This is a genomic window from Flavobacteriales bacterium (genome assembly GCA_020435415.1).
Taxonomy (GTDB): Bacteria; Bacteroidota; Bacteroidia; order JACJYZ01; family JACJYZ01; genus JACJYZ01.
In genome coordinates, this window is the sequence record JAGQZQ010000018.1 from 19,336 (window position 1) to 42,756 (window position 23,421).

General features: G+C 47.4%; 15 protein-coding genes. 7 read left to right on the forward strand and 8 right to left on the reverse strand.

Translation table 11 applies throughout. The annotated features are described in order from the left end of the window. Positions 1-85: 85 nt before the first annotated feature. Positions 86-3,322: a hypothetical protein gene (locus KDD36_04945; protein ID MCB0395974.1), complete on the reverse strand. Its 3,237-nt coding sequence runs from the start codon at positions 3,320-3,322 to the stop codon at positions 86-88. Between the two features lie 368 nt (positions 3,323-3,690). On the opposite strand from KDD36_04945, the gene KDD36_04950 reads away from it, so the two are divergent. From KDD36_04950 to recO, 5 genes are all read left to right on the forward strand, one after another. Next, the gene (locus KDD36_04950; protein ID MCB0395975.1) at positions 3,691-5,496 is read left to right on the forward strand and encodes an excinuclease ABC subunit C; all 1,806 of its coding nucleotides are present in this window, start codon (positions 3,691-3,693) and stop codon (positions 5,494-5,496) included. Positions 5,497-5,638: 142 nt separating this feature from the next. Further along, positions 5,639-7,738, forward strand: a complete 2,100-nt coding sequence (locus tag KDD36_04955; protein ID MCB0395976.1) for a S9 family peptidase — start codon at positions 5,639-5,641, stop codon at positions 7,736-7,738. Between the two features lie 57 nt (positions 7,739-7,795). Further along, entirely contained in the window at positions 7,796-8,296 is a 501-nt protein-coding gene (locus KDD36_04960) for a hypothetical protein (GenBank protein MCB0395977.1), read from the forward strand. A gap of 90 nt (positions 8,297-8,386) precedes the next feature. Further along, on the forward strand, positions 8,387-10,741 hold the full coding sequence (locus KDD36_04965) for a hypothetical protein (protein MCB0395978.1): 2,355 nt from the start codon (positions 8,387-8,389) through the stop codon (positions 10,739-10,741). A 10-nt stretch (positions 10,742-10,751) separates the two neighbouring features. Then, on the forward strand, positions 10,752-11,462 hold the full coding sequence (gene recO, locus KDD36_04970; GenBank protein ID MCB0395979.1) for a DNA repair protein RecO: 711 nt from the start codon (positions 10,752-10,754) through the stop codon (positions 11,460-11,462). Positions 11,463-11,486: 24 nt separating this feature from the next. On the opposite strand, the gene KDD36_04975 is transcribed toward recO, so the two are convergent. From KDD36_04975 to KDD36_05005, 7 genes are all read right to left on the reverse strand, one after another. Next, positions 11,487-12,518 carry a DUF4837 family protein gene (locus KDD36_04975; GenBank protein MCB0395980.1) on the reverse strand — a complete coding sequence of 344 codons (1,032 nt, stop codon included), beginning with the start codon at positions 12,516-12,518 and terminating at the stop codon, positions 11,487-11,489. Beyond that, positions 12,505-14,037, reverse strand: a complete 1,533-nt coding sequence (locus tag KDD36_04980; GenBank protein ID MCB0395981.1) for a LysM peptidoglycan-binding domain-containing protein — start codon at positions 14,035-14,037, stop codon at positions 12,505-12,507. The genes KDD36_04975 and KDD36_04980 overlap by 14 nt, the downstream gene beginning before the upstream one ends. Positions 14,038-14,073: 36 nt before the next feature. Further along, complete coding sequence (gene tatA, locus KDD36_04985; protein ID MCB0395982.1) at positions 14,074-14,271, reverse strand: twin-arginine translocase TatA/TatE family subunit; 198 nt, start codon at positions 14,269-14,271, stop codon at positions 14,074-14,076. A gap of 222 nt (positions 14,272-14,493) precedes the next feature. Beyond that, on the reverse strand, positions 14,494-17,937 hold the full coding sequence (locus KDD36_04990) for an efflux RND transporter permease subunit (GenBank protein ID MCB0395983.1): 3,444 nt from the start codon (positions 17,935-17,937) through the stop codon (positions 14,494-14,496). A 1-nt stretch (position 17,938) separates the two neighbouring features. Further along, the gene (locus KDD36_04995) at positions 17,939-19,075 is read right to left on the reverse strand and encodes an efflux RND transporter periplasmic adaptor subunit (GenBank protein MCB0395984.1); all 1,137 of its coding nucleotides are present in this window, start codon (positions 19,073-19,075) and stop codon (positions 17,939-17,941) included. After that, a complete protein-coding gene (locus tag KDD36_05000; protein ID MCB0395985.1) occupies positions 19,072-20,409 on the reverse strand; it encodes a TolC family protein in 1,338 nt (445 codons plus the stop codon). The genes KDD36_04995 and KDD36_05000 overlap by 4 nt, the downstream gene beginning before the upstream one ends. Continuing rightward, a complete protein-coding gene (locus KDD36_05005; GenBank protein MCB0395986.1) occupies positions 20,406-21,026 on the reverse strand; it encodes a TetR/AcrR family transcriptional regulator in 621 nt (206 codons plus the stop codon). Before KDD36_05005 ends, KDD36_05000 begins: the two co-directional genes overlap by 4 nt. A 135-nt stretch (positions 21,027-21,161) precedes the next feature. On the opposite strand from KDD36_05005, the gene asnS reads away from it, so the two are divergent. Beyond that, positions 21,162-22,565, forward strand: coding sequence for an asparagine--tRNA ligase (asnS, locus tag KDD36_05010; GenBank protein ID MCB0395987.1), 1,404 nt, complete (start codon positions 21,162-21,164; stop codon positions 22,563-22,565). 112 nt (positions 22,566-22,677) lie between these two features. Next, on the forward strand, positions 22,678-23,421 hold a 744-nt coding region (locus tag KDD36_05015; GenBank protein ID MCB0395988.1), incomplete at its 3' end, for an RNA polymerase sigma-54 factor.

Below are 23,421 nucleotides of genomic sequence, written 5' to 3' on the forward strand. Positions count from 1 at the left end.
CAAATGGCCAGTCCGACGGATAACGCCAGGGTATATCTGGCCAGGTGTACGGTAAATGTTTGCGGGGTGTTTGATTCCTGTTTCTTCATCGTGTTATGATCAGCATTTCACTGGCAATGGACTGATTACTGCTTCCAATGACCATATAAAGTCCGGGAGAAAGACGTTGATACGGGTCTATGACACTTACCGCTTCTCCATTGGAATTGGTGAGTATGACTTTTGAATAATACTCTTTTCCATTGTTATCCATCACCACAACAAGCACTTCTTCATTTTCATTGAACTGTGTCAGTCTCACGTTCACTTCATCGTTGCTTGTAGGATTAGGGAACAGTCCCAGCGAAGGCTTGCTCGATGCATTGGCCTCCGACAAGGGTGCAATATAAACCGCCACCGGTGAAGAATAGGTCACATCACCATTGTAGTCGGTTTGCTTCAGTCGGTAGTAAGACATCCCTGTGTAGGGCATCTCATCCGTACCGGCATAGTATTGAGTGGTGATGCTGTTTCCGGCACCCTGTTTCCTTAACACTTCCTGATAGATAATTCCATCCAGGGATTTCTCCACAGTAAAGTAATCGTTGTTTTGTTCGCTGGCTGTGACCCATGTCAGATCCACACCACCTTTTTCAGGTGTTGCATCAAAGGACAACAATTCAATGGGCAACGGAGAACTCAGTCCACCACCTACGGCCATCGGACCGATGTTGGTCACTGCAGAAGCCGTAACCGTATATGGATTGGAACCACCTGCGGCAGCGGTAGCACCTTGCTGATCCCAGGCTCCACCAGTGTAAATACTGATGTATGAATTGGCGCGATCAAAGTCACCGGTTTCATCAGCCGCATTCCATTGCGCTGTGATATCAGCGATCGGAGAACCTGAATTGGTAGACACCTGCCACGTCTTATTGGATACCTGTACACCCACCTGTGTACCTCCACAGGTACCGTCATCATAAACGTTGTTACAAACGCGTACATCGAACTGACCGGAAGCACCGGCAGAGTTGTCAATGGTCAGAGGTGTATAGCTTGTGGTACTGGTTCCGACCGGGAATGTTCTTGAAGCGGTCACCGCAGCGATATTCAGCGTTCCTACACCACTGGTCACAACGTAGGTGGATGCGCTAAAACCGGTGATTGCATTTCCGCTTGTGACAGTCAGATCATATGCACCGAGGTCCAGTTTCCCGTTGGAGAAGGCCAAAGAGCCATCCACGCTGATATCTCCGGCGGTGGTCACATCACCGGAAGTATTGGCAATCGTCAGATTGTAAAAGGGAGAAGAAACCGGTGTGATCAACTGCGCTGCACCGCCATTCAGTGTTACGGTACCACTACCTCCATGGGTAAAGGTACCAGCGGTGAGCCTCCAGTTTCCACCCACTTCTATATTGCGTCCAGACGCATTAAGATCGCCATCAAAAAGATTAATTGTACCGTCAACAAACAGATCATCACCAAGATTATAGTCATCATTACCGGAGGCACCGGTATTATTTAACTGCAGGGTCCAGAAATGGGATCCGTTACTGGTAATTCCCTGGTCTGCAGTTGTGCCTGAGAACCAAACAGAACCACCTCCACCATGGGTAAAAGAACCTCCTGTATTGGTCCAGTTTCCTCCAAGTATGATGTTAAAGGCATTGGCATTCAAGTCTCCATCTGTTATTGTAAGGGTATTATTCACCGTCAACGCATCTGCCATTAGAATATCATCATTTCCCGCTGCTGCCGTATTGTTAATAACGAGGTTATAAAACGGGGAACCATTACTTGTAATGGTCTGGTCTGCAGCGGTGCCATTAAAAGTAACAGAGTTCGCACCTCCGTGTGTAAATGTGCCTCCGGTATTGTTCCAATTACCTCCTACCGTAATATTGGCACCATTGGCATTGAGATCACCATCAGAAATCGTTAGATTACTAGTAACGGCTAAAGCATCCGTTAAAATATAGTCATCAGATCCCCCTGCACCAGTGTTATTCAATGTCAGCGCGTAGAAATCCTCACCCGACGACTTAATGTTCTGATCCGCGGTACCATTCAGAGTAACGGTACATGTATTGTTATGGTTGAAGACCCCTCCGTTGTTCGTCCAATTTCCAGCCACGGAAATATTGAAGGTAGATGTTGCAAGGGTAGGACCTGCATTAAGTGTAAGGTTACGATTAACCGTAATGTTGCCTTGCAGTGTTTTATTGGAAGAACCACCAAAGGTAACATCATAGTAGGTGGTCGATTGTATATTCTGTGCAGCCGTACCATTCCAGTTGACCAGGTTTCCGGAAGCCGTAGCCGTCAATGTAGCGAGGATGTTTCCGCCGGTATTCAGCGTTCCGGTGGCCGTGTTAACAAATGTTCCCGTACCCTTAAGATTGGCTGTGGTATTGAGCGTTCCATTGTTGGTAAGCGTCTTGCTTGCAGCAATATCAATGGGTTTGGTGAATGAAAGGCTGGCGGTCGCATCAATACTCATATCATACATCACATACATCCCGGCACTCACCGCAAAGGACCCGTTTCCGGAGATTGTTGCACCAGCGGTCTGAAGATATACGTAACTATTTGCGTTACCGCCATCATGCGTACCGTCATTGGTATAATCGCCATAAACATCAATCTGGTCGTTGTTATCATGGGAAAGGGTCGCTGTATTCTCTATCTCCAGATCGCTGCATGAATAATCATTGTTAACGGTTACGGCATCGCCTGCTTTGATGATGACATTGTCACACGCTGTTGGCACAACGGCACCATTCCAGGTAGCACCTACGGACCAGTCACCACCTCCGGTACCATTGGATTCTATTGTACCACCGCCTGCAATAACCGTCAGGTCGGCATGGTTGGTTCCATCGGCCACATTCCAGGAACCCGTGCTAGTACCGGCATCGAAGGTTACTGTTTTGGGGCCTCCGGCTACTGTAGCCGTCGTTATCTTCATTTGTAAACCAGAAATGGTGAAGTTGTCATCTTTATTGGCAGTTCCGTCGGTCGTTATGGTTACTGTGACCGTAGATGAAGTTACTCCAATAGCAACGCTGGTAATATCCCGTCCATTCTGCTTAGACACACTTGCACCTGTGGTATTGAATTCAAAACCGGCAGGTGCCTGCAGTACATATGTTTTGTTGGTTTGGCTGGCAGCAAAATCACCATTGGCATTTTCATCCACGTTGATATCACCCAGATCCTTCCAGGCAGCGCAACCTTCTGTGAAGGTGGCTGCACCCTTTGTGATCGTAGGTTGTGCCCATGCACTGGCTGATGCCAATACCCCACATATGATGAGAATATAGAATTTCGGACGCATAATATTTTTCACCTTCGTATGCTGTGTTATACCGTTGGTTTCATAAGTAGTTTCACTTAAATCCGTTAAAAAAGCTCAGGTGTAGCTACCATCCGACAAAGTGATTATTATTGTCTACTAAAAATTCGGATAGATTTGCCTCACCATCAGGCTTTCAGGTACTTTAATCCCCACCAAAACGGGCAAAGCCGGGGCCAAAACAACCTCAATAAAATAAATACTTTATAATCAATTACTTATAAATTTTAGCCTAGGTATTAATACCTGCTTTTTTGTTATAATCGGGACATGTATTCCCGAAATGGGAATCAATGAGGGTTTTCAACAAACGAGGCTTCACTTAACTTTGGTTTTTGTTAATTTTACACATGGGTAAAACCACAGACCAACTCAAACAAAAGATCACCGAACTACCTGCAAATCCGGGGATCTACCAGTTTCTTGACACGGAAGGGAACATCATATACATCGGAAAAGCCCGAAATCTGAAAAAGCGGGTACAGTCTTACTTTACAAAATCATTCGACAACCGGAAGACAGCAGTGATGGTTAGCAAGATCACCGACCTGAAATTCATGGTGGTGGAAACAGAGTTCGATGCTTTTTTGCTGGAGAATTCCCTCATTAAGAAATATCAACCCCGTTATAACATCCAGCTTCGCGACGACAAATCATTCCCGTGGATTTGTATTAAGAATGAACGATTTCCCAGGGTATTCGGTATGCGTAATCCGGTCAGTGACGGATCGGAATACCACGGACCCTATGCCAATGTGAAGGTGATGAATACCGTGCTGGACCTGGCATCCAAGCTCTACCCTATCAGAAACTGCAATTTTCATCTATCCGGGGAAAACATTGCGGCCAAAAAGTTCAGGGTGTGCCTGGAGTATCAGATCGGCAATTGCCTGGGGCCATGCGAAGGGTTTCAAAATGAACAGGAATACAACGAAAGCATTAACCAGATCCGCCAGATCCTGAAGGGCAATGTGAGTGAGGTCATTCACCACCTCAAAGCACAGATGCAGGCTTTTTCTGCAAAACATGCTTTTGAAAAAGCGGAGCTGATCAAACAAAAACTCCAGCGACTGGAGGCGTTCCAGGCCAAGTCAACTGTCGTTAATCCGCGCATATCGCATGTGGATGTCTTCGCCATTCAAACGGATGACAACCACAGCTTCGTAAATTACCTGAGGGTGGTTCAGGGCGCCATAGTACAAACCCATACCATAGAGCTGAAAAAGCAACTGGATGAATCACCGGAAGAGATGTTGTCCTTCGCCATTACCGACCTGAGAAATCGTCTTAAAAGCAGTGCAAGGGAAGTGATCGTTCCCCTGAAGATCGAATCTGACGGCCAGTTTTCCGTGACCGTTCCGGAGCGTGGAGACAGAAAAAAACTGCTGGACCTCGCCGATCGCAATGTTCGTTATTACATGCTTGAAAAGCACCGGCAAAAAGAAACACGAACATCAAAATCAGACGACCGGGCGGAACGAATACTGACGCGTTTGCAGAAAGACTTACGGATGAAAGAACTGCCGGTACACATCGAATGCTTTGATAACTCCAACATTCAGGGATCCGATCCGGTCGCTGCCATGGTGGTATTCCGATCAGCCCTGCCCGCCAAGAAAGACTACCGTCATTTCAACATCCGCACCGTGGAAGGCCCGGACGACTTCGCATCAATGGAAGAGATCATCACACGCCGATATGGTCGCCTGATCAGAGAACAGCAACCATTGCCCCAACTGATCGTTGTGGACGGAGGAAAGGGTCAGTTGAATGCTGCCCTGAAAGCACTCACCCAACTGGGATTGAAAGGCAAGATGGCGGTGATTGGTATCGCCAAGAGGCTGGAAGAAATATACTTTCCCGGCGACCCTGTGCCGCTTTACCTGGATAAGAAGTCCGAAAGCCTGCGGCTCATCCAGCACATGAGAAATGAAGCCCACCGTTTCGGCATCACCCATCACCGCAAAAAGCGGGTAAAAAACTCACTCACTTCCGAACTGGATGCCATTCAGGGCATCGGACCCAAGACCCGCACCACCCTTCTGAAGTCGTTCAAATCGGTACATCAAATAAAAAAAGCATCGATGGATGAAATCACTGCGGTCATCGGACCCGCAAAAGCCAGCCTGGTGTTTCGTACCTTGCATCCGGAGTGATCTGCTTACAATCATTTTTTCCATATATTCAAAAAATAAATTGCCGGAACCCCATATGTCCAAGACCATCAGATTTCTGCTGCCATTGTGCATCGCACTTTCACAGATGGCTTGTGAAACGGGGTCCGAACACCAAACCGCCATGAACCAGGAATTACTCGCACCCCCCATTGCAGCTAAAAAAGACTGTGTGCTTACCAGTCACGGTCACCAACGCATTGATCCGTATTTCTGGATGCGACTAACTGATGAACAAAAGACGGCTGCCAATCCGGATGAACAAACGCAGGAGGTATTGGAATACCTGAACAATGAAAATGCCTTTACCCGGAGCGTACTCAAACATACCGAATCATTGCAGGACACGCTCTACGATGAAATGGTGGCACGCCTGAAAAAAGACGACGAGTCGGTTCCCTACCTGCACAACGGCTATTACTATTATGCCCGTTACCGGGAAGGTGGCGAATACCCTATCTATTGCCGAAAGAAGGAGAATCTGGAGGCAAAGGAAGAGGTTATGCTGGATGTAAACCAAATGGCCGAAGGTCATGCATATTATGCAGCCGTAGGGCTGGAAGTGAGTCCGGATAATCGCATCCTGGCTTTCGGTGAGGATACACTCAGTCGCCGCATTTATACCCTAAGGTTTCTGGATCTGACCACCGGTCAGTGGTTGCCGGATCGGGTAGAAAACACAACAGGTGGGGGTGCCTGGGCGAGCGACAACAAAACCTATTTCTATACCACCAAGAACCCTGTATCACTTCTGTCGGAAAAAATCTGGAGTCACTTTCTCGGCGAGAAAGAAGATCGCCTCAGATACCATGAGAAGGATCCCTCTTATTACATCGATGTTCGTCAAAGCAAGTCCGGAGCCTACATCTTCATCGAAGCATCCAGCACCACCACAGACCATCACCTGATTCTTGACGCTTCACATCCTGATGAAGAATTCCGATCATTCACGGAGATCAAGGCCGGGTTGAAATATGACATCGAACATGCGGGTGATCGGTTCTTTGTGCTGACCAACCTGGATGCATTGAACTTCCGTGTGATGGAATGTCCGACCCATAAAACATCAATCGCAAATTGGAAAGAAATTGTAGCACACCGACCAGACGTACTGGTCCAGCATATCGATGTTTTTGAAAACCACCTGGTATTAAGCGAGCGTTCACATGCATTGACACATCTGCGCATCATGAACCTCAGTCTGCATGAAGAACATACCATCTCCTTTGACGAGGATGTCTACGTGGTATACTCCAATGCGAATTATGAATACCATTCGAAAAATCTGAGATTTACCTATGCGTCTCTGACAACACCGGCCACCGTGTACGACTATGATATGATCACAAAAGAACGGGTACTTAGAAAACAACAGGAAGTTGTGGGCGGGCATGATCCGGACATGTATGTTTCAAAACGTTTGATGGCAACCGCCGCCGATGGAACATCTATCCCGATTTCCCTGGTATACAAAAAAGATACACCGATCGGAAAAGATACACCGTTGTTGCTTTATGCATACGGCTCCTATGGGCATTCAATCGATCCGGGATTTTCTCCAGATCGCCTGAGTTTACTGAACAGAGGGTTTGTATATGCCATCGCCCATATCAGGGGTGGACAGGAAATGGGACGCTCCTGGTACGAGAACGGAAAGATGTTTCAGAAGAAAAATACTTTTACCGACTTTATCGATTGCGCCAAATATCTGAGCCGTGAAGGCTATACTTCACCAGGCCATTTATATGCCATGGGCGGAAGTGCGGGCGGTTTGCTAATGGGAGCCATTGTGAACATGGCCCCTGAAACATTTCACGGTGTGGTAGCCATGGTGCCTTTTGTTGATGTAGTCTCCACCATGCTGGACGAATCCATCCCCTTAACCACGAATGAATTTGATGAGTGGGGAAACCCTAAGAATAAAGACAGCTATGACTATATGCTTTCCTATTCTCCCTACGACAACGTAAAAGCCATGGACTATCCGAACATATTGGTGACAACCGGACTGTTCGACAGCCAGGTGCAATACTGGGAACCCGCAAAGTGGGTGGCAAAACTCCGGGCAATGAAAACGGATCACAACCTGTTGTTACTTGATACCAACATGGAGAGCGGTCATGGCGGCGCTTCCGGACGATACAAAAGATACCATGAGACGGCACTTATTTATGCCTTCTTGCTTGACCTTGAAAAGAATTCCGCACAAAAGGCGGATTCATAAAGGTTTTATTATTGATGTAAATCCATTAGGTTTGAGAACTCACACAGCAACGTGCCTATGAAACTGATGACGATGACATTGCTGACCCTGACCGTACTTCTGCGTCAGTCGGCTTGCAACCAGGACAAACCTGGTGAAGAAGTAACGAAAGAAGATCATGCAACCAAAAAGGAACAACTAGACACAAAAGTGATCATGAGCAGGGAAGCACAACTGGGTGCGACAACACTCCGTTGGGAAAAACGGTCCGACCAATCCATCCATTGGAATGAAGAGGCAATGAAGGCAGCTTCCGGGTGGAAGGCGGATTCCGTTCGCGAAAACGGCACGGCCCGAAATGCAATGGCAGAATTTCTGGATGCAGATTCGTCATTGATCCTGGGATTAAGTGCCGATGAGATCGAAGCCTTTCTGGGTCCGCAAGAAGGTCCCGAAGACCGCTTTCAGTACCGTTATGATAAACACTATACCGGCGAAGACCAATACATGGGTTGCTGGCTGGTGATCTTCATGAATGAACAAGGGAAAGCAAAGGACGTCGCAAGAATGTGTCCGTAATACCCGTTGACCGGTCTGCAGATTACAATATTACGGACCGGTTAAAGTTATGAGAGCTATACGCTATTCCTGTAGATTCATCAACCAACCATGCAGATAGAAAGAAAGAGGTCGCGCTTTACACTCACCGCAGGTTTGTGGCTTGGCTTGCTGTTTCATACGGCAGGTCAGGAGATCGCCATCGGCCAGTGGCGTGATCACCTGCCTTATCAGAATGTAAAAAGGATTGCACGGGCCGACGATCGCATTTACTGCGCAACCAACTTTGGCCTCTTCGAATATTCGTTTACTGATCAGTCCATACAACGCCTTTCCAGCGTGAACGGACTTTCCGATTTCGGGGTGAGTACCATTGAATGGAGCGATGACTACAACCTCCTGATCATCGCCTACAACAATGCAAACATTGATATCATTGAAAACAATAAGATATATAACATCAGTGATATCAAACGAAAGTCCATCCTGGGCGACAAGTCCATCAAAAGTGTACTTTTCATCGGACCGTATGCCTACCTGTCCTGTGGCTTTGGGATAGTGGTTCTGGATATCACTAAAAAAGAAGTCAAGGAAACATACGTGATCGGACCGGGTGGCAGTCAACTCGCGGTAAATGCACTCACCTATGATGGTACCTGGCTATACGCGGCTACGGAAAAAGGGGTATACAAGGCAAAAGCCAATGACCCGAACCTGGTGAACTTTGCTGTTTGGAGCAGGTATGAAGACATATCCCAACCTGCCGCCAACTACAACATGATCGCCAGTTTCAACGGTAAACTTATCGTAAATAAGAACGGTGCTCAATACAACACCGACACCTTGTTGGTCAATGATGGAATGGGATGGACCTACTTTAATCCGGCCGTTTCCTGGACCAATCATGGTCTTGAAGTCCATGACGGTTTGCTATATCTTACGAACTACTTCAGCGTGGAGTCTTATGACACATCCCTGGTCAGGCAGGAACAAATGTTCGGTTGGTCAGGTGATGCTTCTCCTATGCATGCCATACCGGAGAGCCCGGGTCTGGTATGGATCGCGGATAGCAGGAACGGCCTGATACGATATTCCAATCCTTCCCTCTGGCAGATCATTGCACCGAATGGACCGATCAGCAACAATGTTGCAGATATGGATATTCGCGACGATATCCTTTGGGTGGCTTCAGGGGGTGTCAGCGAATCCTTTGGAAATCTTTGGCGTACGGAGGGCATTTTTAAATTTGACAACCAGAGCTGGGTAAACATCAACAAGGGCAACACCTCCGGTTTGGATACGCTGTTTGATCCCATCAAGATCATTACAGATCCTGTTGATGCCGGGCACATTTTTGTGGGCTCCTGGGCACGCGGCCTGGCAGAATTCAGAAATGGCAGCCTCGTTACCTATCACACCGATCAGAACAGTGCATTACAACGGATTGATCTGCCCAACTTCTATTGGATAGGAGTAGGCGGTTTGGATTTCGATGAGCAGGGGAATCTCTGGATCACCAATACTTCGGTATTAAACCCGCTGGTTGTGAAACGCAACAACGGCACATGGAAATCTTTCTCGCTGTCACCTTATGTCACCACGAGCCATAACGTCTCTGAAGTGTTGAGCAGTCAAAGCGGACAGCAATGGGTTATTATACCAAGAGGGCCTACAAAAGGCATCGTGGTCTTTGATAGCAATGGCACTATTGATAATACTTCAGACGATAAAAAGATCATGCTACGTACCGGTGTTGGCAGTGGAAACCTGCCATCAGACGAGGTGCTATCCATTGCTGAAGACAGGGATGGGGAGATATGGGTCGGCACCAGGGTAGGACCAGTCATTTATTATACCCCCGAATTTGTGATGTCGGGTGGGGATGCCGCAGACGCACAAAGGGTCCTTGTGGAACGCGACGGCTTTACAGAATACCTGCTGGATGGAACGGCCATCACATCCATCGCCATAGACGGTGCCAACCGCAAATGGCTGGGAACCGAACTCAGCGGCGTTTTCCTGTTGTCGGAAGATGGCACGGAAGAGCTGGCTCATTTCACTTCGGATAACAGTCCGCTTATTTCAAATAAGATCAATAACATCACCATCAACCCCGACAATGGAGAAGTGTTTTTTGCCACGGATCAGGGACTCATTTCATACAAAGCTTCCGCAACAGAGGGGGGTGAAACATTCGAAGAAGTACTTGTATACCCCAATCCGGTAAAAGAAAACTATGAAGGTCCGATTGCCATCCGTGGGTTGGTGGAAGATGCCAACGTAAAGATTACCACGGCGAGTGGATCCGTGGTTTACGAAACTACCGCGTTGGGTGGACAGGCCATATGGAACGGGCGTAATTTTGATGGTGTTAAGGCAGCCACCGGTATCTACCTTGTTTTCTGTACAAATGAAGATGGCAGTGAAACAATGGTGACCAAAATTCTGGTGATCCGGGGAATTTAGCGCCATGTTGTTGTCCACCCGAGCACTTGTCCTGCAAGCCATACGGTACAAAGATCATCAACTCATCATCAAGGTGTTTTCAGAAGCAAGAGGTGCCCTTACCCTCATCACTTCGGCTGGTGGCAAAAAAGGCAAAACCAACCGACTCGCCTTTCAGCCCCTTGCAGTGGTAGATGTGCAGATAGACTACAAAGAAAAACACGACATGCATCGCATAAAGGATTTACGCATTCAGGATCCTCATCACAGCATGCATTCACATCCTGCCAAGGTATTTCTGGCCTTATTCATGGCAGAGCTCACACAAAAGAGCACCCGAAACGAGGGGCAATCACAAACATTATTTGAATATCTGGTGTCCTGTTCAGACAACCTGGAGCAATGCACAACCCCGTCCCCTGATTTTGCTATCCGTTTTATCCTGGGGCTTGTTGCACAATTGGGGATTCGGCCACATGCACGACTGAGAGAAGAAGACCGGTATTTTAATCTGAATGAAGGAACATTCGACGGTCGATATATCAATGATGAGGTTTGCCTGGATATTGCCCATAGTGATATTCTGAATAGAATGCTGACCTCAAAAGATGGGGAGCAGGAAACCATGAAACGTTCGGACCGCCAACAACTGGTAAGGGCCATGATCCGTTATCTTCAGATTCATAGTCCGGGTATGGGGCCGGTCAAATCTCTGGATGTGCTTGAAAGTATTCTGACTTAGGGTGCCGTAAAAGCATTCATGAAATTATTCTTCCCCGGCACTTTCCTGAAATGAGAATGACTGAAGAATGGATTCCAGGTTGATGATATAATCCCGCTTTTTGAACTTGGGTGCATATACGAAACCCATCACCGTAACGAGCCTGTCGCCATCCGGATATAGTCTGGTTTGACAAACAAACGGGCCACCCATGTAATCATTTTCCAGTTCCCACAAACCCCGCAATTCCGTAGAGTAAAGAGAGTCAGCATGTATGCGTACACCTTCGATGGGATAGTCTTCCACCAGCTTCATGTAAGAGCCTTCGGCCGGACCAGGAATGTACTTTTGCAACATCTTGTTTAGCGCTGCCCGTGTTGATTCGACAGAAAAATCTGACGTATCTGCATATGGTCTGGTCATGATAACAAGTCCGGAAGACGTCTCACGTGTTTCCCTCCTCATCCATATAAAACCAGGGGTATCCACGGCCAGGTAATAATCGAATGGAACTTTCATGAAAATGCCGTGTTCACTTTTCAACCAGCGAATCAATTTGCCATTCAGATCCAGACTGTTCACCAACCGTTCACGATCGTTCTTCTGGAAGAAATACCGTAACTCGTTCGCATGATCCGCCAGCAATGCTGCTGTTTCTTTATCATTGCGTCCCACAACGGATGCCACCACCTGATCCTTGGCCCATACGGATTTCTTAAAATAGATACCCGGTTTTTGAGCGGTATCCAACTGCACGACCAGGATATTCAGGGTATTTCGAATGGTACTCTTAAAACTCTCCGGTGGAAGGGTATTCAGGGAAAACTCCGGTTCCGGTTGTGGAAGACCTTCCATGGGCCTTTTGAAAATCTCTTTGAGTTGTTCACCGGATGAACCCATAAACAGTTCATTGGAAATCACGGCGAGTAGCTCGCCCGGCCTGCCCGTATATGGTGGAAGCAGGGCGCCTTCTTCTCTTTGGCAACCCTGGTGAAGGAGAAGTATTACGGCCAGAATTTGAATGGCCAGGCTGAACCGGTGAAATGCGTACTTACGTATGGTACTAGCCTTTAACACTCACTTTTAATTTGGTTCCGGGAGGCGGTTCCTGTGAATCATTCAGACCGTTCAACTCCCTCAGATGTGAAACGGAGATCCCGGCATATTTATTTGCAATATCATGAAGGGTATCGCCGGGCTGCACCACGTACATGATGTATTGACTTTCTTCGTGAGGTTTTTGTACTTCCTTTTGCTGATCTTCTTCGGATTCTTCCGCTGCCGCCTGATCAACCGTTACAACCGGCACCGCTTCGGTTACCTCACGATAAATTACAAGCTTCTGTCCCGGATGGATCATATAGGATTTCAGGTTGTTCCATGCCTGGATCTGGCCTACCGAACAATGATTCTGAGATGCAATGGCACCCAGATACTCACCGCTGCGAACGGTATGGTAAACCTTCTTTTCTTTGGTCACATACTCAACCAGTGTTCCGTCCGGTAAGCTATCACGTGGATTGGCATAGGCGTATATGGCCTGCTCATTATTGATAAACGCAGCGATCTTTTCAACCGGCAATGTCAACTTCATGGGTTTCTGATTCACCACCGGAATTTTTCCCAGGCGATAAACAGGGTTCAGGAATTCAAGATCTTCCAAAGGTATGTGCAGCGTTAGCGCGATCTGCTTAAGTTCTAACGGTTGACGCACCATCACTGTGTCTATCTCATAAAACATGCGCTTGGGACGTATGGGATAGATGTTGTGATCGGAGGCATAGTTCATAAAATATGCAGCGGCGATAAAAGCAGGCACATAACCTCTTGTTTCACTAGGTAGATAGGTTCTGAGTTTCCAGTAGTCCATCTCGCCACCGGACCTTCTGATCGCCCGACTTACGGTTCCAGGTCCACTATTATATGCAGCCAGCACAAGCAGCCAGTCGTGGAACATACCATACAGGTGCTCGAAATATTCACAGGCAGCGATGGTAGACAAGTAAGGATCCCTGCGCAGATCCATATAGGAATCAACCTTAAGCTGGTACAATTTCCCTGTGCTGTACATGAATTGCCACAAGCCGGTAGCGCCTGCCCTGGAAACCGCATTGGGATTCAGAGCGGATTCTACAATGGCAAGGTATTTCATCTCCAGAGGGATCTGGTAAGCGTCCATTACCTCTTCGAACATTGGGAAATAAAGTTCACTTAAACCAAGGATGCGGGATGACATGTTTCTCTTTCGAACAACATAAAGTTCAATGAACTTATGCACGGCATCGTTGTAGGTAAATTCAATCGGACTGCGTTCATTCATCAACGCAATGCGCTGCATATACTCCGCAGGCTCATACCTCGGCACAGAGTCGGAAGCAAATGAACAGGCATTGAGTTCGTTGGTATCTGTGGTAAAATTCGAACACTCGAAATAGTGTTTGAGGATCAGGCTGTCAAGCATGGCAGCCACCGGGTTATCATCATCTACCCAACCCGGTTCTGTGTCGTTGTTTTGTGCGAAGGTGCTGACTGAAATGCATAGTGCCAGCGTCACCCCCGCCAATATCCGGCGATATGGTTCTTGCAAAATCATCATGTCTTTCAAATGGAAACGGCTAACAACGGGCGGGAATTATTTTGAATCTTTCGATTCACCGATCTTTTCCTTGCCATCATCATCCTTGGTAGCCTTTTTAAACTCATTGATCCCTTTACCTACTCCTTTCATTAGATCGGGTATGCGTTTGGCACCGAACAGGAGGATCACGATAACGAGAATCAGGACAACCTGTTGGGGACCTATCATACCTAGTATATTGGGGGAGATCATAACCTTCGGCTTTTGCTGTTTAACAAAAGTAGCAAATGTTTTTCAACCGGGGGTTACGGCTCCGTCCGCAAACAATGTTCATACTATACGGAAATCCCGGAAGTTTGTTATGATGATGGTTTGGTGGTGTTTAGATGATTATGGGGGCGGTAGGCAGTAGACAATGGTCATTAGCTGCTACCTTCTAATGACCATTGTCTATTGACCAATCATTGTCAATTCTTACGACCTCTTTAATCTGTATTTCAGCCTTTCCTTCATCAGATACATGACCGGAATGATGACCAGGGTGAGGAAAGTGGCAAAGGTCAGACCGAAGATCACAGCCCATGACATAGGCCCCCAGAACACCACGTTGTCTCCACCGAAATAGATGTCGGGGTTAAAATCGGACAACAGGGTGAAGAAGTTGATGTTCATACCTGTGGCCAACGGGAACAATCCCATAACCGTTGTGATAGCGGTAAGCAATACCGGACGTAAACGTGTTTTTCCACCTTGTACGACACATTTCACCAATTCATCATACGGCAGGCGATCATCTTCGCCCAGACCAAGTTCCGCCTTTCTGCGCTCACGCAACAGGTTGGTATAGTCTATCAATACAATGGCATTGTTCACAACCACACCGGCCAGAGAAATGATACCGATCATGGTCATCATGATCACGAATTCCATCCGGAAGATCACCAGTCCGAGCAACACACCTGTAAGGCTGAATACCACAGAGGCAACAATGAGTACAGGGGTGGTGGCGGAATTGAACTGCGCCACAATGATCAGGAAGATCAGGAATACAGCGATGATCAGTGCTGATCCCAGGAAGGCCATTTCCTTGGCCTGTTCTTCCTGCTCACCGGTGAATTTATACTCTACTCCATCAGGAAGTTCGAAGTCATTCATCGCTTCCTTGATCTGGCCTACCACTTCCGTCGGGTTATAATTCTCCGTTACCGAAGAGAACACCGTTACTACCCTGCGGGAGTTCTTACGTTTAACAGCGCTATAGGTAGAACTTTTATGAACGCTTGCCACGGCTGAGATGGGTACTTGCTTGATCTTACCTGACGTCTGATCACGAAATGTGATCCGGGTGTTCATCAGAGCTTCTGCATCATAGCGGTAGCGATCATTAAAACGAATCTGGATGGGATATTCATCCTCACCTTGTTTGAACTGTGACACTTCGCTACCATAAAGAGCAGTTCGGATCGTGGACGCGATCTGGCCGGTTGAAAGGGATAAGCGTCTGGCTTTCGCCCGATCAATGTCTACGATCAACTCCGGCTTACCCAACTCGATATCAAGCTTCAGCTCATCAATACCTGGAATGTTTTTGCTTTCGATAAAGCTTTTGATGCGATCGCCTTCTGTCAGCAGTTGGTCGATATCATCCCCGGCAACCTCTATATTAATCGCTGCACCGGCAGGCGGACCAACATTGTCTTTTTCCACCCTGATCTTCACGCCCGGAATTTTGCCTTTTACCGCATTCCGAATATCTTCCATGACCACACCTGTGTTCACAAAGCTTCCGGTTGACGGGTCAACACGGTATTGGTATTCACGAAAGTTAACGGTGATACGTGCACGATGGGGTGTATTGCTCATGGAAGGTCCTTCATTCGGGTCAGTGGTTCCTTCCCCAACGTTGGCAATCACACTTTCCACCAGAAAGTTTCTTTTGTTCTCACCTACCTCGAACTTTCTCACCTGATTCATCACGATTTCCTCCACCTCGCGTGTGGCCTTATCGGTTTCCTCTATATCCGTTCCGATCGGCATTTCCAGAAATATGTTCACATACTTGGGCATATTCTCAGGAAAGAACAATGTTTTGGGAGGGAATACCCCCAGCAAAACAAAGGACAAGAAGAGCATAACAATGGTTCCACCCAGGAATGCAAGTGGTCTGTACCCGGAAAGTGTACGTGTCAGGAACCGCTCATAAAAATTCTCTACGCGCGGCATCACCCCATTCTGAAACTTATGAGCGCCAGGCACCAGAAGGAAGCCGTTCACCAACGAAATCACCACGCTAAACAGCAATAAGCTACCCATGGTAATCATTTCACCTGCATAAAAAAGGAGTGCCAATACGAAAGCAATGGCGGAATACCGAAACATGGCTTTTCGGTTTACCTTCTCCTGTTCCACCTTCATCCAGATTGCCGTGAATACCGGATTGATTACAAGCCCCACAAAGAGGGACGAGCCAAGTACGATAATCAGTGTCAATGGCAGGAATCCCATGAACTCACCCATCATACCCGGCCAGAACATGAGTGGTAAAAAGGCTGCCAATGTTGTTGCGGTGGATGCAATGATGGCCACGGCCACCTCACCCGCTCCTTCCTTGGCCGCTTGCCGTGCGGACATCCCCTCACTCATCAGACGGTAAATGTTCTCCACAACCACGATCCCGTTATCCACCAGCATACCCAGTGCCAGGATGAGCGCAAACAGCACCATCATATTGATGGTAGCACCCATGGCACCCAGGATCATGAATGACGTGAACATGGAAAGCGGTATCGCGATACCGACGAACAAGGCATTGCGCACTCCCAGAAAGAACAGAAGGACCAATACCACCAGAATGACACCTGATATAATCGAGTTCTCAAGGTTATCCACCATACTCCTGGTCATCTGCGACTGGTCATTGGTAAGGGAAACCGTAAGATTATCCGGTAAAACATTTTCTTCCGCCTCGTCGAGCACTTCCTGGATATGCTCCATGGCGGATATCAGGTTCTGACCTGCACGTTTCACCACATCAAGCATCACCACCGGTTTCTCGAACTCGCGGGCATAACTTTCCCGTTCCTCGAACTGGAAGCGAACATCTGCGATATCTTTCAGGTAAACAATGTTGCCATGCTCCTGCTTCACAATGATATTCTCGATCTCCTCCATACTTTCAAAATCACCGACCGCTCTGACGGTACGGCGAATTCCGCCGACTTTGATATCGCCACCGGCGATGGTGAGGTTCTCATTGGCAACAGCGCCGGAGATATCATTAAAACTGATCTTCAGTGCCTCCATGCGGTGCATATCCACACTGATCTCTACCTCTTTCTCCTGCAGCCCACGAATATCTACTTTGGAAATTTCCGGGATATCCTCGATCCGGTCTTCGAGATACTCAGCATATTCCTTTAGCTGATCGGATGAGAAATCTCCGGAGAGGTTGATATTCAGGATGGGGAATTCCGAGAAATTCACTTCGAAGATGTTCGGTTCTGCAGGCAGGTCGGTCGGGAAGCTTGGCTCAGCCCTGGCTTTGTCTACCGCATCCTTCACCTTCCGGAGCGCCTCTGTGGGACTCACACTGAAGTCGAACTCCACCAGAATGGTAGAATAACCCTGGAGTGAAGTAGAGGTGATCTTATCCACATCGCTGATGGATTTGATCTCTTTTTCCAGTGGCCTGGATATTAATTTCTCCATATCGGCCGGAGAGTTTCCCGGATAGGCAGTACCTACATAAATCTGAGGCATTACAATATCAGGGAATGATGCCTTTGGCATGGACCGATACGAAACGATGCCAAGTATCACGATGATAAACATGAGCACCATCACGGTACTCCGGTTATTCACGGATAAGGTGGAAAGGAAAAACTCCCTTTTTACACCGGTGTTTTTTTGATCACTCATGTCAGTTCTTCACTTCAATTTTGTCACCCTCTTTGATGTTACGTGCGCCTACCACGATCACGTTCTCACCCTTTCGGAGCCCTTGCTTGATGTGTGTCTTATTATCGTATGAAAGGCCGGTTTCAACAAACTTTTTCACGGCTTGCTTATTCTCAGCTGTATAGATGTAGTCCTTGCCTTGTGCGTCCTGCATGATGCTGGAAGAAGGAACGGTCAGTGCGGTATCCTGCATAAAATCCCTTACCCTAACCACCGAAAGCATGTTGGGGCGGAGCTCGACATTCGCATTATTTATGGACAGGTAAATGCGGAAAGAGCGGTTATCGGGGTTGATGTATTTTCCCACAGACCTCACTTCCGCATCGTACCATTGATCGTTCAGCATAGAGAAATTCACCACAGCGGGATTCCCTTTCCTGATATCCTGAACATACCGTTCCGAAACATCGGCCACGAGGTAAGGCTTTTCGGTATTAACCACGCGAACAAGCGGAATACCCGGCATCGCCATTTCACCTAATTTGATAAATACTTCATCAACCACACCGTTGTAAGGGGCCTTTACGATGGCACTTTGTACCTGTTCCCGTACAGTGTTCATGGTTTTCTCAAGTCCTTCTTTGTTGGCCTTTGCCTGAAGAAACTGAATTTCCGAACCGATTCCCTGGTCCCAGAGATTCTTTTGTTTGTCAAATACCGTTTGAGCCAGTTTCAATTGTGTCTCCACTTCTGCGAGGCGGGAATACAGGACGTCGCTATCCAGCGTGATCAGGGTTTGTCCTGCCCTTACAGCATCCCCTTCTTTCACGAGGATCTGCTTCACCTTACCAGCCGTTTCAGCCGTGATCTGTACACTCTGATCAGCTTCCACCACGCCTTGCACTTCAAAAAAGTGGGCAAACGAATCGGGTTCCACCATATAGGTTGTCACCAACGCGGTTTTTACTTTATGAGCGGTATCCAGCTTCACCAGTTCGGATTCGATTTCCGTGAGTCTTGACCCAATCTCTCCGTACACGGTTTTCAGGCTATCTCTTTCAGATTTGAGCTTACGAATAGCCTCATTGGGTTCTTGTTCCTGGCAACCGAATATAAGGGCGGCAACAGGCAGCCAAAGCAAATGTTTCTTGTACATCATTGATTCAGGAGTTTTTGAATACGCGCCCTGGCCAGCAGCAATTCAGCCGAAGCGTTGTAATAAGCTATTTTTGTTGTGATCAGTTGATTTTGTGTCTGGATGAGCTCCGTGCTTGTAGCCAGACCTTCTTTATGGCGGATGGTCATTCTTTCCAGGATCCGTTCAGCAAGCTGGAGATTGTTTTTTGCCGTTTTGAATGCTGAAAGCGATGCATTCCATGAGGTCAAAGCAGACTGGTATTCCATGTTTGCTTTGTCTTCAAGTAACTTCCGGGTGTTTCCCACCTGCTCCAGCGCGAACTGGGCCTGTTTGATCCTGGATGCCTGTCCGCGGCTGTCGAAAATTGGTATTTGTATCGTCAGGCCTGCAATGGTCGTCGGATACCAGCTCCCATTGTTGAAAAAGTTAAACTGGTTGCGATAGGCATTCTGTGAGTGGTTCAGAAAACCGGCCAACGTAGGATAACGTGTAGACTTTTGGCGCTTCACCTCCAGCAACGATAATGCTTCACCTGATATCGCCAGTTTCACATCTATTTGTGAATTGACATCAAAAGCAGGAAATGCGGATGCTGAAAGGGCCGCTTCAGCCAATGTTTTCAGTTCATCTTCAAATGTGATCGACTGGTCTTGTGGGTAACCCATTTGCAACTTCAACAAATCGGCAGCAGTTGTTTCAAATGCCTTGGATTTGGCTACCGCATCATTCAACTGGGCCTCTTGTAGAACAAGGATATCCACATCCAATCCATCCACGAAACCAGCCTCATGCATGGCTTTGATCTCTTTGACCAGCCCGGCGATCTGCTGCTGATTTTCTTCCAGAACTTCCCTGTTACGCTTGGCCATTAACGCCTGGATATAGCTGGTGGTGATCGCATCGCGGATATCTATATCGGTCTTCTTCTTTTGTTCCTCGGAATAGCGGGCATAGGTCTTGGCAGCTTGCAAGCCTATGAGATACTCACCGCTAAACAGCAACTGACTCACCGTGATCCCGGCAGACACATTGTTCTTTGTTCCGAACTTCAGCTCCGCAAACTCACCGGGAGGACCTCCGAAAGCTTCGGCCGGTGCAACGGACACAGGCAGGTCAATAAAATGTTGGTATCCCACCTCACCGCTGATCTGAGGCAGCCCCATTGAGGTCGTCTCCCAGATTTTCTTTTTGGCGATCTGAACATCCAGGTAAGCATTTTTAACCTGCCGGTTGTTCTCCAATCCATATTGAATGGCTTTCTCCAACGTGAACCCCGTGGATGCATCTTGTGCTGTTAGCGGTGCAGCAAAGCACAGGAGCAATCCGATGCCCCATATCATGATCCTTTGTTTCACAGCAAATTGGTTTTCATGGTTTCTATTTTCTTTGAGAGATATTTGATTCCTTTTTCGCTGGCGATGCCCCTGATATGGTATCGCATCAGTTCCAGGTAAACCGTGTTGAACTCATACAGATCCGGCGGAAACACTTCAGGATTGAACATATCCTCCATGCGGGTGATGTAAATGCGGGCGATAACTGATACGTTCAGGTTATCCCTGTACAATCCTTCCTTGATACCATTCTCCATGTTCCGCACCATGCATTGATAAATGAACTCCAGCTTATGTTGCGTATACAGGGCCCAGGCTTCCGGATAGTATTTATTGAGATCATAGTGAATGGACGGATGAAAATCCGTTAGCTTCTCGTTGATCACTTTTGTTACCTCAAATAATTCGTCGATGGCATTCAAGCCGGAAGTAAACAGCTCTTCGAACACACATTGGTCCTGTTCCAGGTTTACCGTCATGACCTGCTTTACAAGATCGGTCTTGTCGTTCACGAACTTATAAAGGGTCTTCTTTGAAATGGCCAGTTCGCGCGCCACATCGTCCATTGTCACACTCTTGATGCCACAACGGAAGAACAACGCCATAGACTTCTGCAAAATCATATCCTTCTGGTCCATGGCGCAAAGGTAACATCAAAAAAACATAGGAAACAAATTTCATGTAAAATGTTTCCGTTGTTTTTTTCTTAACAATTTGGTGCATTGTGAATACACGTAAAAAATCGTTTTTTTGCAGGCCCAAAACAGGATATCATGACGACACAAAGCCCAGGAAGAAAAAAGATCAAGGAGCTGCTAAGTTCAGCCAAGGTATCTGAAAAAGTATGCATAAAAGGTTGGGTACGAACGAAGCGTGAAGGGAAATCGGTTAATTTCATTGCGGTTTCCGACGGGTCTACCATGCACCCCATACAGGTGGTTGCGGACCCGGGACGCTTTTCGGAAGCACTATTGAAAGACATTACTACAGGTGCATGCATTTCCGTTGTGGGAACCTGGGAGGAATCTCAGGGAAAAGGTCAATCGTTTGAGATACAGGCTGAGGACCTGTTTGTATATGGTACCGCAGACCCGGAGACCTATCCATTACAGAAGAAAGGCCATACCCTTGAATTTCTGAGAGAGATCGCCCACCTGCGTCCACGCACAAATACGATCGGTGCGGTACTCAGACTAAGGCATGGAATGTCATTCGCCATTCACAAATATTTCAACGACCACGGATTTTATTATCTGCACACACCCATCATCACAGGTTCTGATGCCGAGGGTGCCGGTGCCATGTTCCGGGTGACCACTATGGACGCGACCAATCCGCCCAAAAATGAGAACGGGGAAGCGGATTTTTCGCAGGACTTCTTCGGCAAGGAAACACACCTGACTGTCTCCGGACAACTGGAAGGAGAACTGGGTGCATTAGCGCTGAGCGATATTTACACATTCGGTCCTACTTTCCGGGCGGAAAACTCGAACACAACGCGACACCTCGCAGAGTTTTGGATGATCGAGCCCGAAATGGCCTTTTGTGAGATCGAAGATAACATGAATGTAGCCGAAGATTTTCTTAAATATTTGGTGAGGTACGGCTTGGAGCATTATATGGATGACCTGGAGTTCCTGAACAATTTATATGACAAGCAACTGATTGAGCGTCTGAAAATGGTCGCCGATCAACCGTTCGAGCGCATTACCTATACGGAAGCCGTTGATATACTTACCGGATCCGGTAAGAAATTTGAATTCCCTGTTTCCTGGGGAAGTGACCTGCAATCCGAACACGAGCGCTTTCTGGTTGAACAGCATTTTAAGAAACCCGTGATCGTTACCGGCTACCCTAAAGAGATCAAGGCATTCTATATGAAGATGAATGACGATGGTAAAACCGTGCGGGCCATGGATGTGTTGTTCCCTTCCATCGGCGAGATCATAGGGGGATCTCAGCGAGAAGAAAATCTTGACGCTCTTCTGGGCCGTATCCGTACCTTGGGTTTGCCTGAAGATGAACTCTGGTGGTACCTGGATACCCGCCGTTTCGGCACCGCACCTCACAGCGGATTTGGTCTTGGGTTTGAACGCCTGATGCTTTTCATGACTGGACTCGGAAATATCCGCGACGTGATTCCATTCCCACGCACTCCTAAAAATGCGGAATTTTAATTGCGACGAAACCGTAACCCCCTTTTGTTACGTTAGTAAAAAAGTTACACAACCGATGGTCGAAATGATTACCTTGATGGGCCCGATCCGACGCCATCTTCATTAAAGGGTTATGTTAAAGCAGTCATTACAGCAAAAGCTACTTCAAAAGCTTTCACCCCAGCAGATACAGCTGATGAAGCTTTTGCAGATTCCGAGTGCCAATCTGGAGCAACGGATAAAGGAAGAAATTGAACAAAACCCAGCCCTGGAAGAGGGTGCCGCGGAATCGGAAGAAGGAGAAACCAACGAATACGACGAAGGAGCAGACGGACTGGGCGATGAAGGAATCGATACCGAAAACAACAACGATGACTTTGATATTTCGGACTACCTGTCGGATGATGACATTCCTTCCTATAAATTAAGCACACAGAATTCCGGTCCGGATGACGAGAAACGTGACATTCCCATCAGCGGTGGAATGAGCTTTCAGGACCTGCTCATTTCCCAACTGAACATGCGCATGGTGGATGACCGGGCTTATGAGATTGCCCTTCACCTTATTGGAAGCATCGATAATGACGGGTATATCCGCAGGCCTTTGAATGCCATCGTTGATGATCTTGCCTTCGCACAAAATATTTTCGCTACCGAGGATGAACTGAAGGAAATGCTTGAGGTGCTGCAGGACTTTGATCCACCAGGAGTTGGTGCTCGGGACCTGCAGGAATGCCTTTATCTTCAGCTCGAACGTAAATCCGGTAGCGAAGATCAGGAGAGAGCTAAAACAATCATCAAAGATCACTTTGAGGAATTCTCCAAAAAGCACTATTCAAAAATTGCGAGGAAGCTGGGTATTGAAGAAGATGACCTG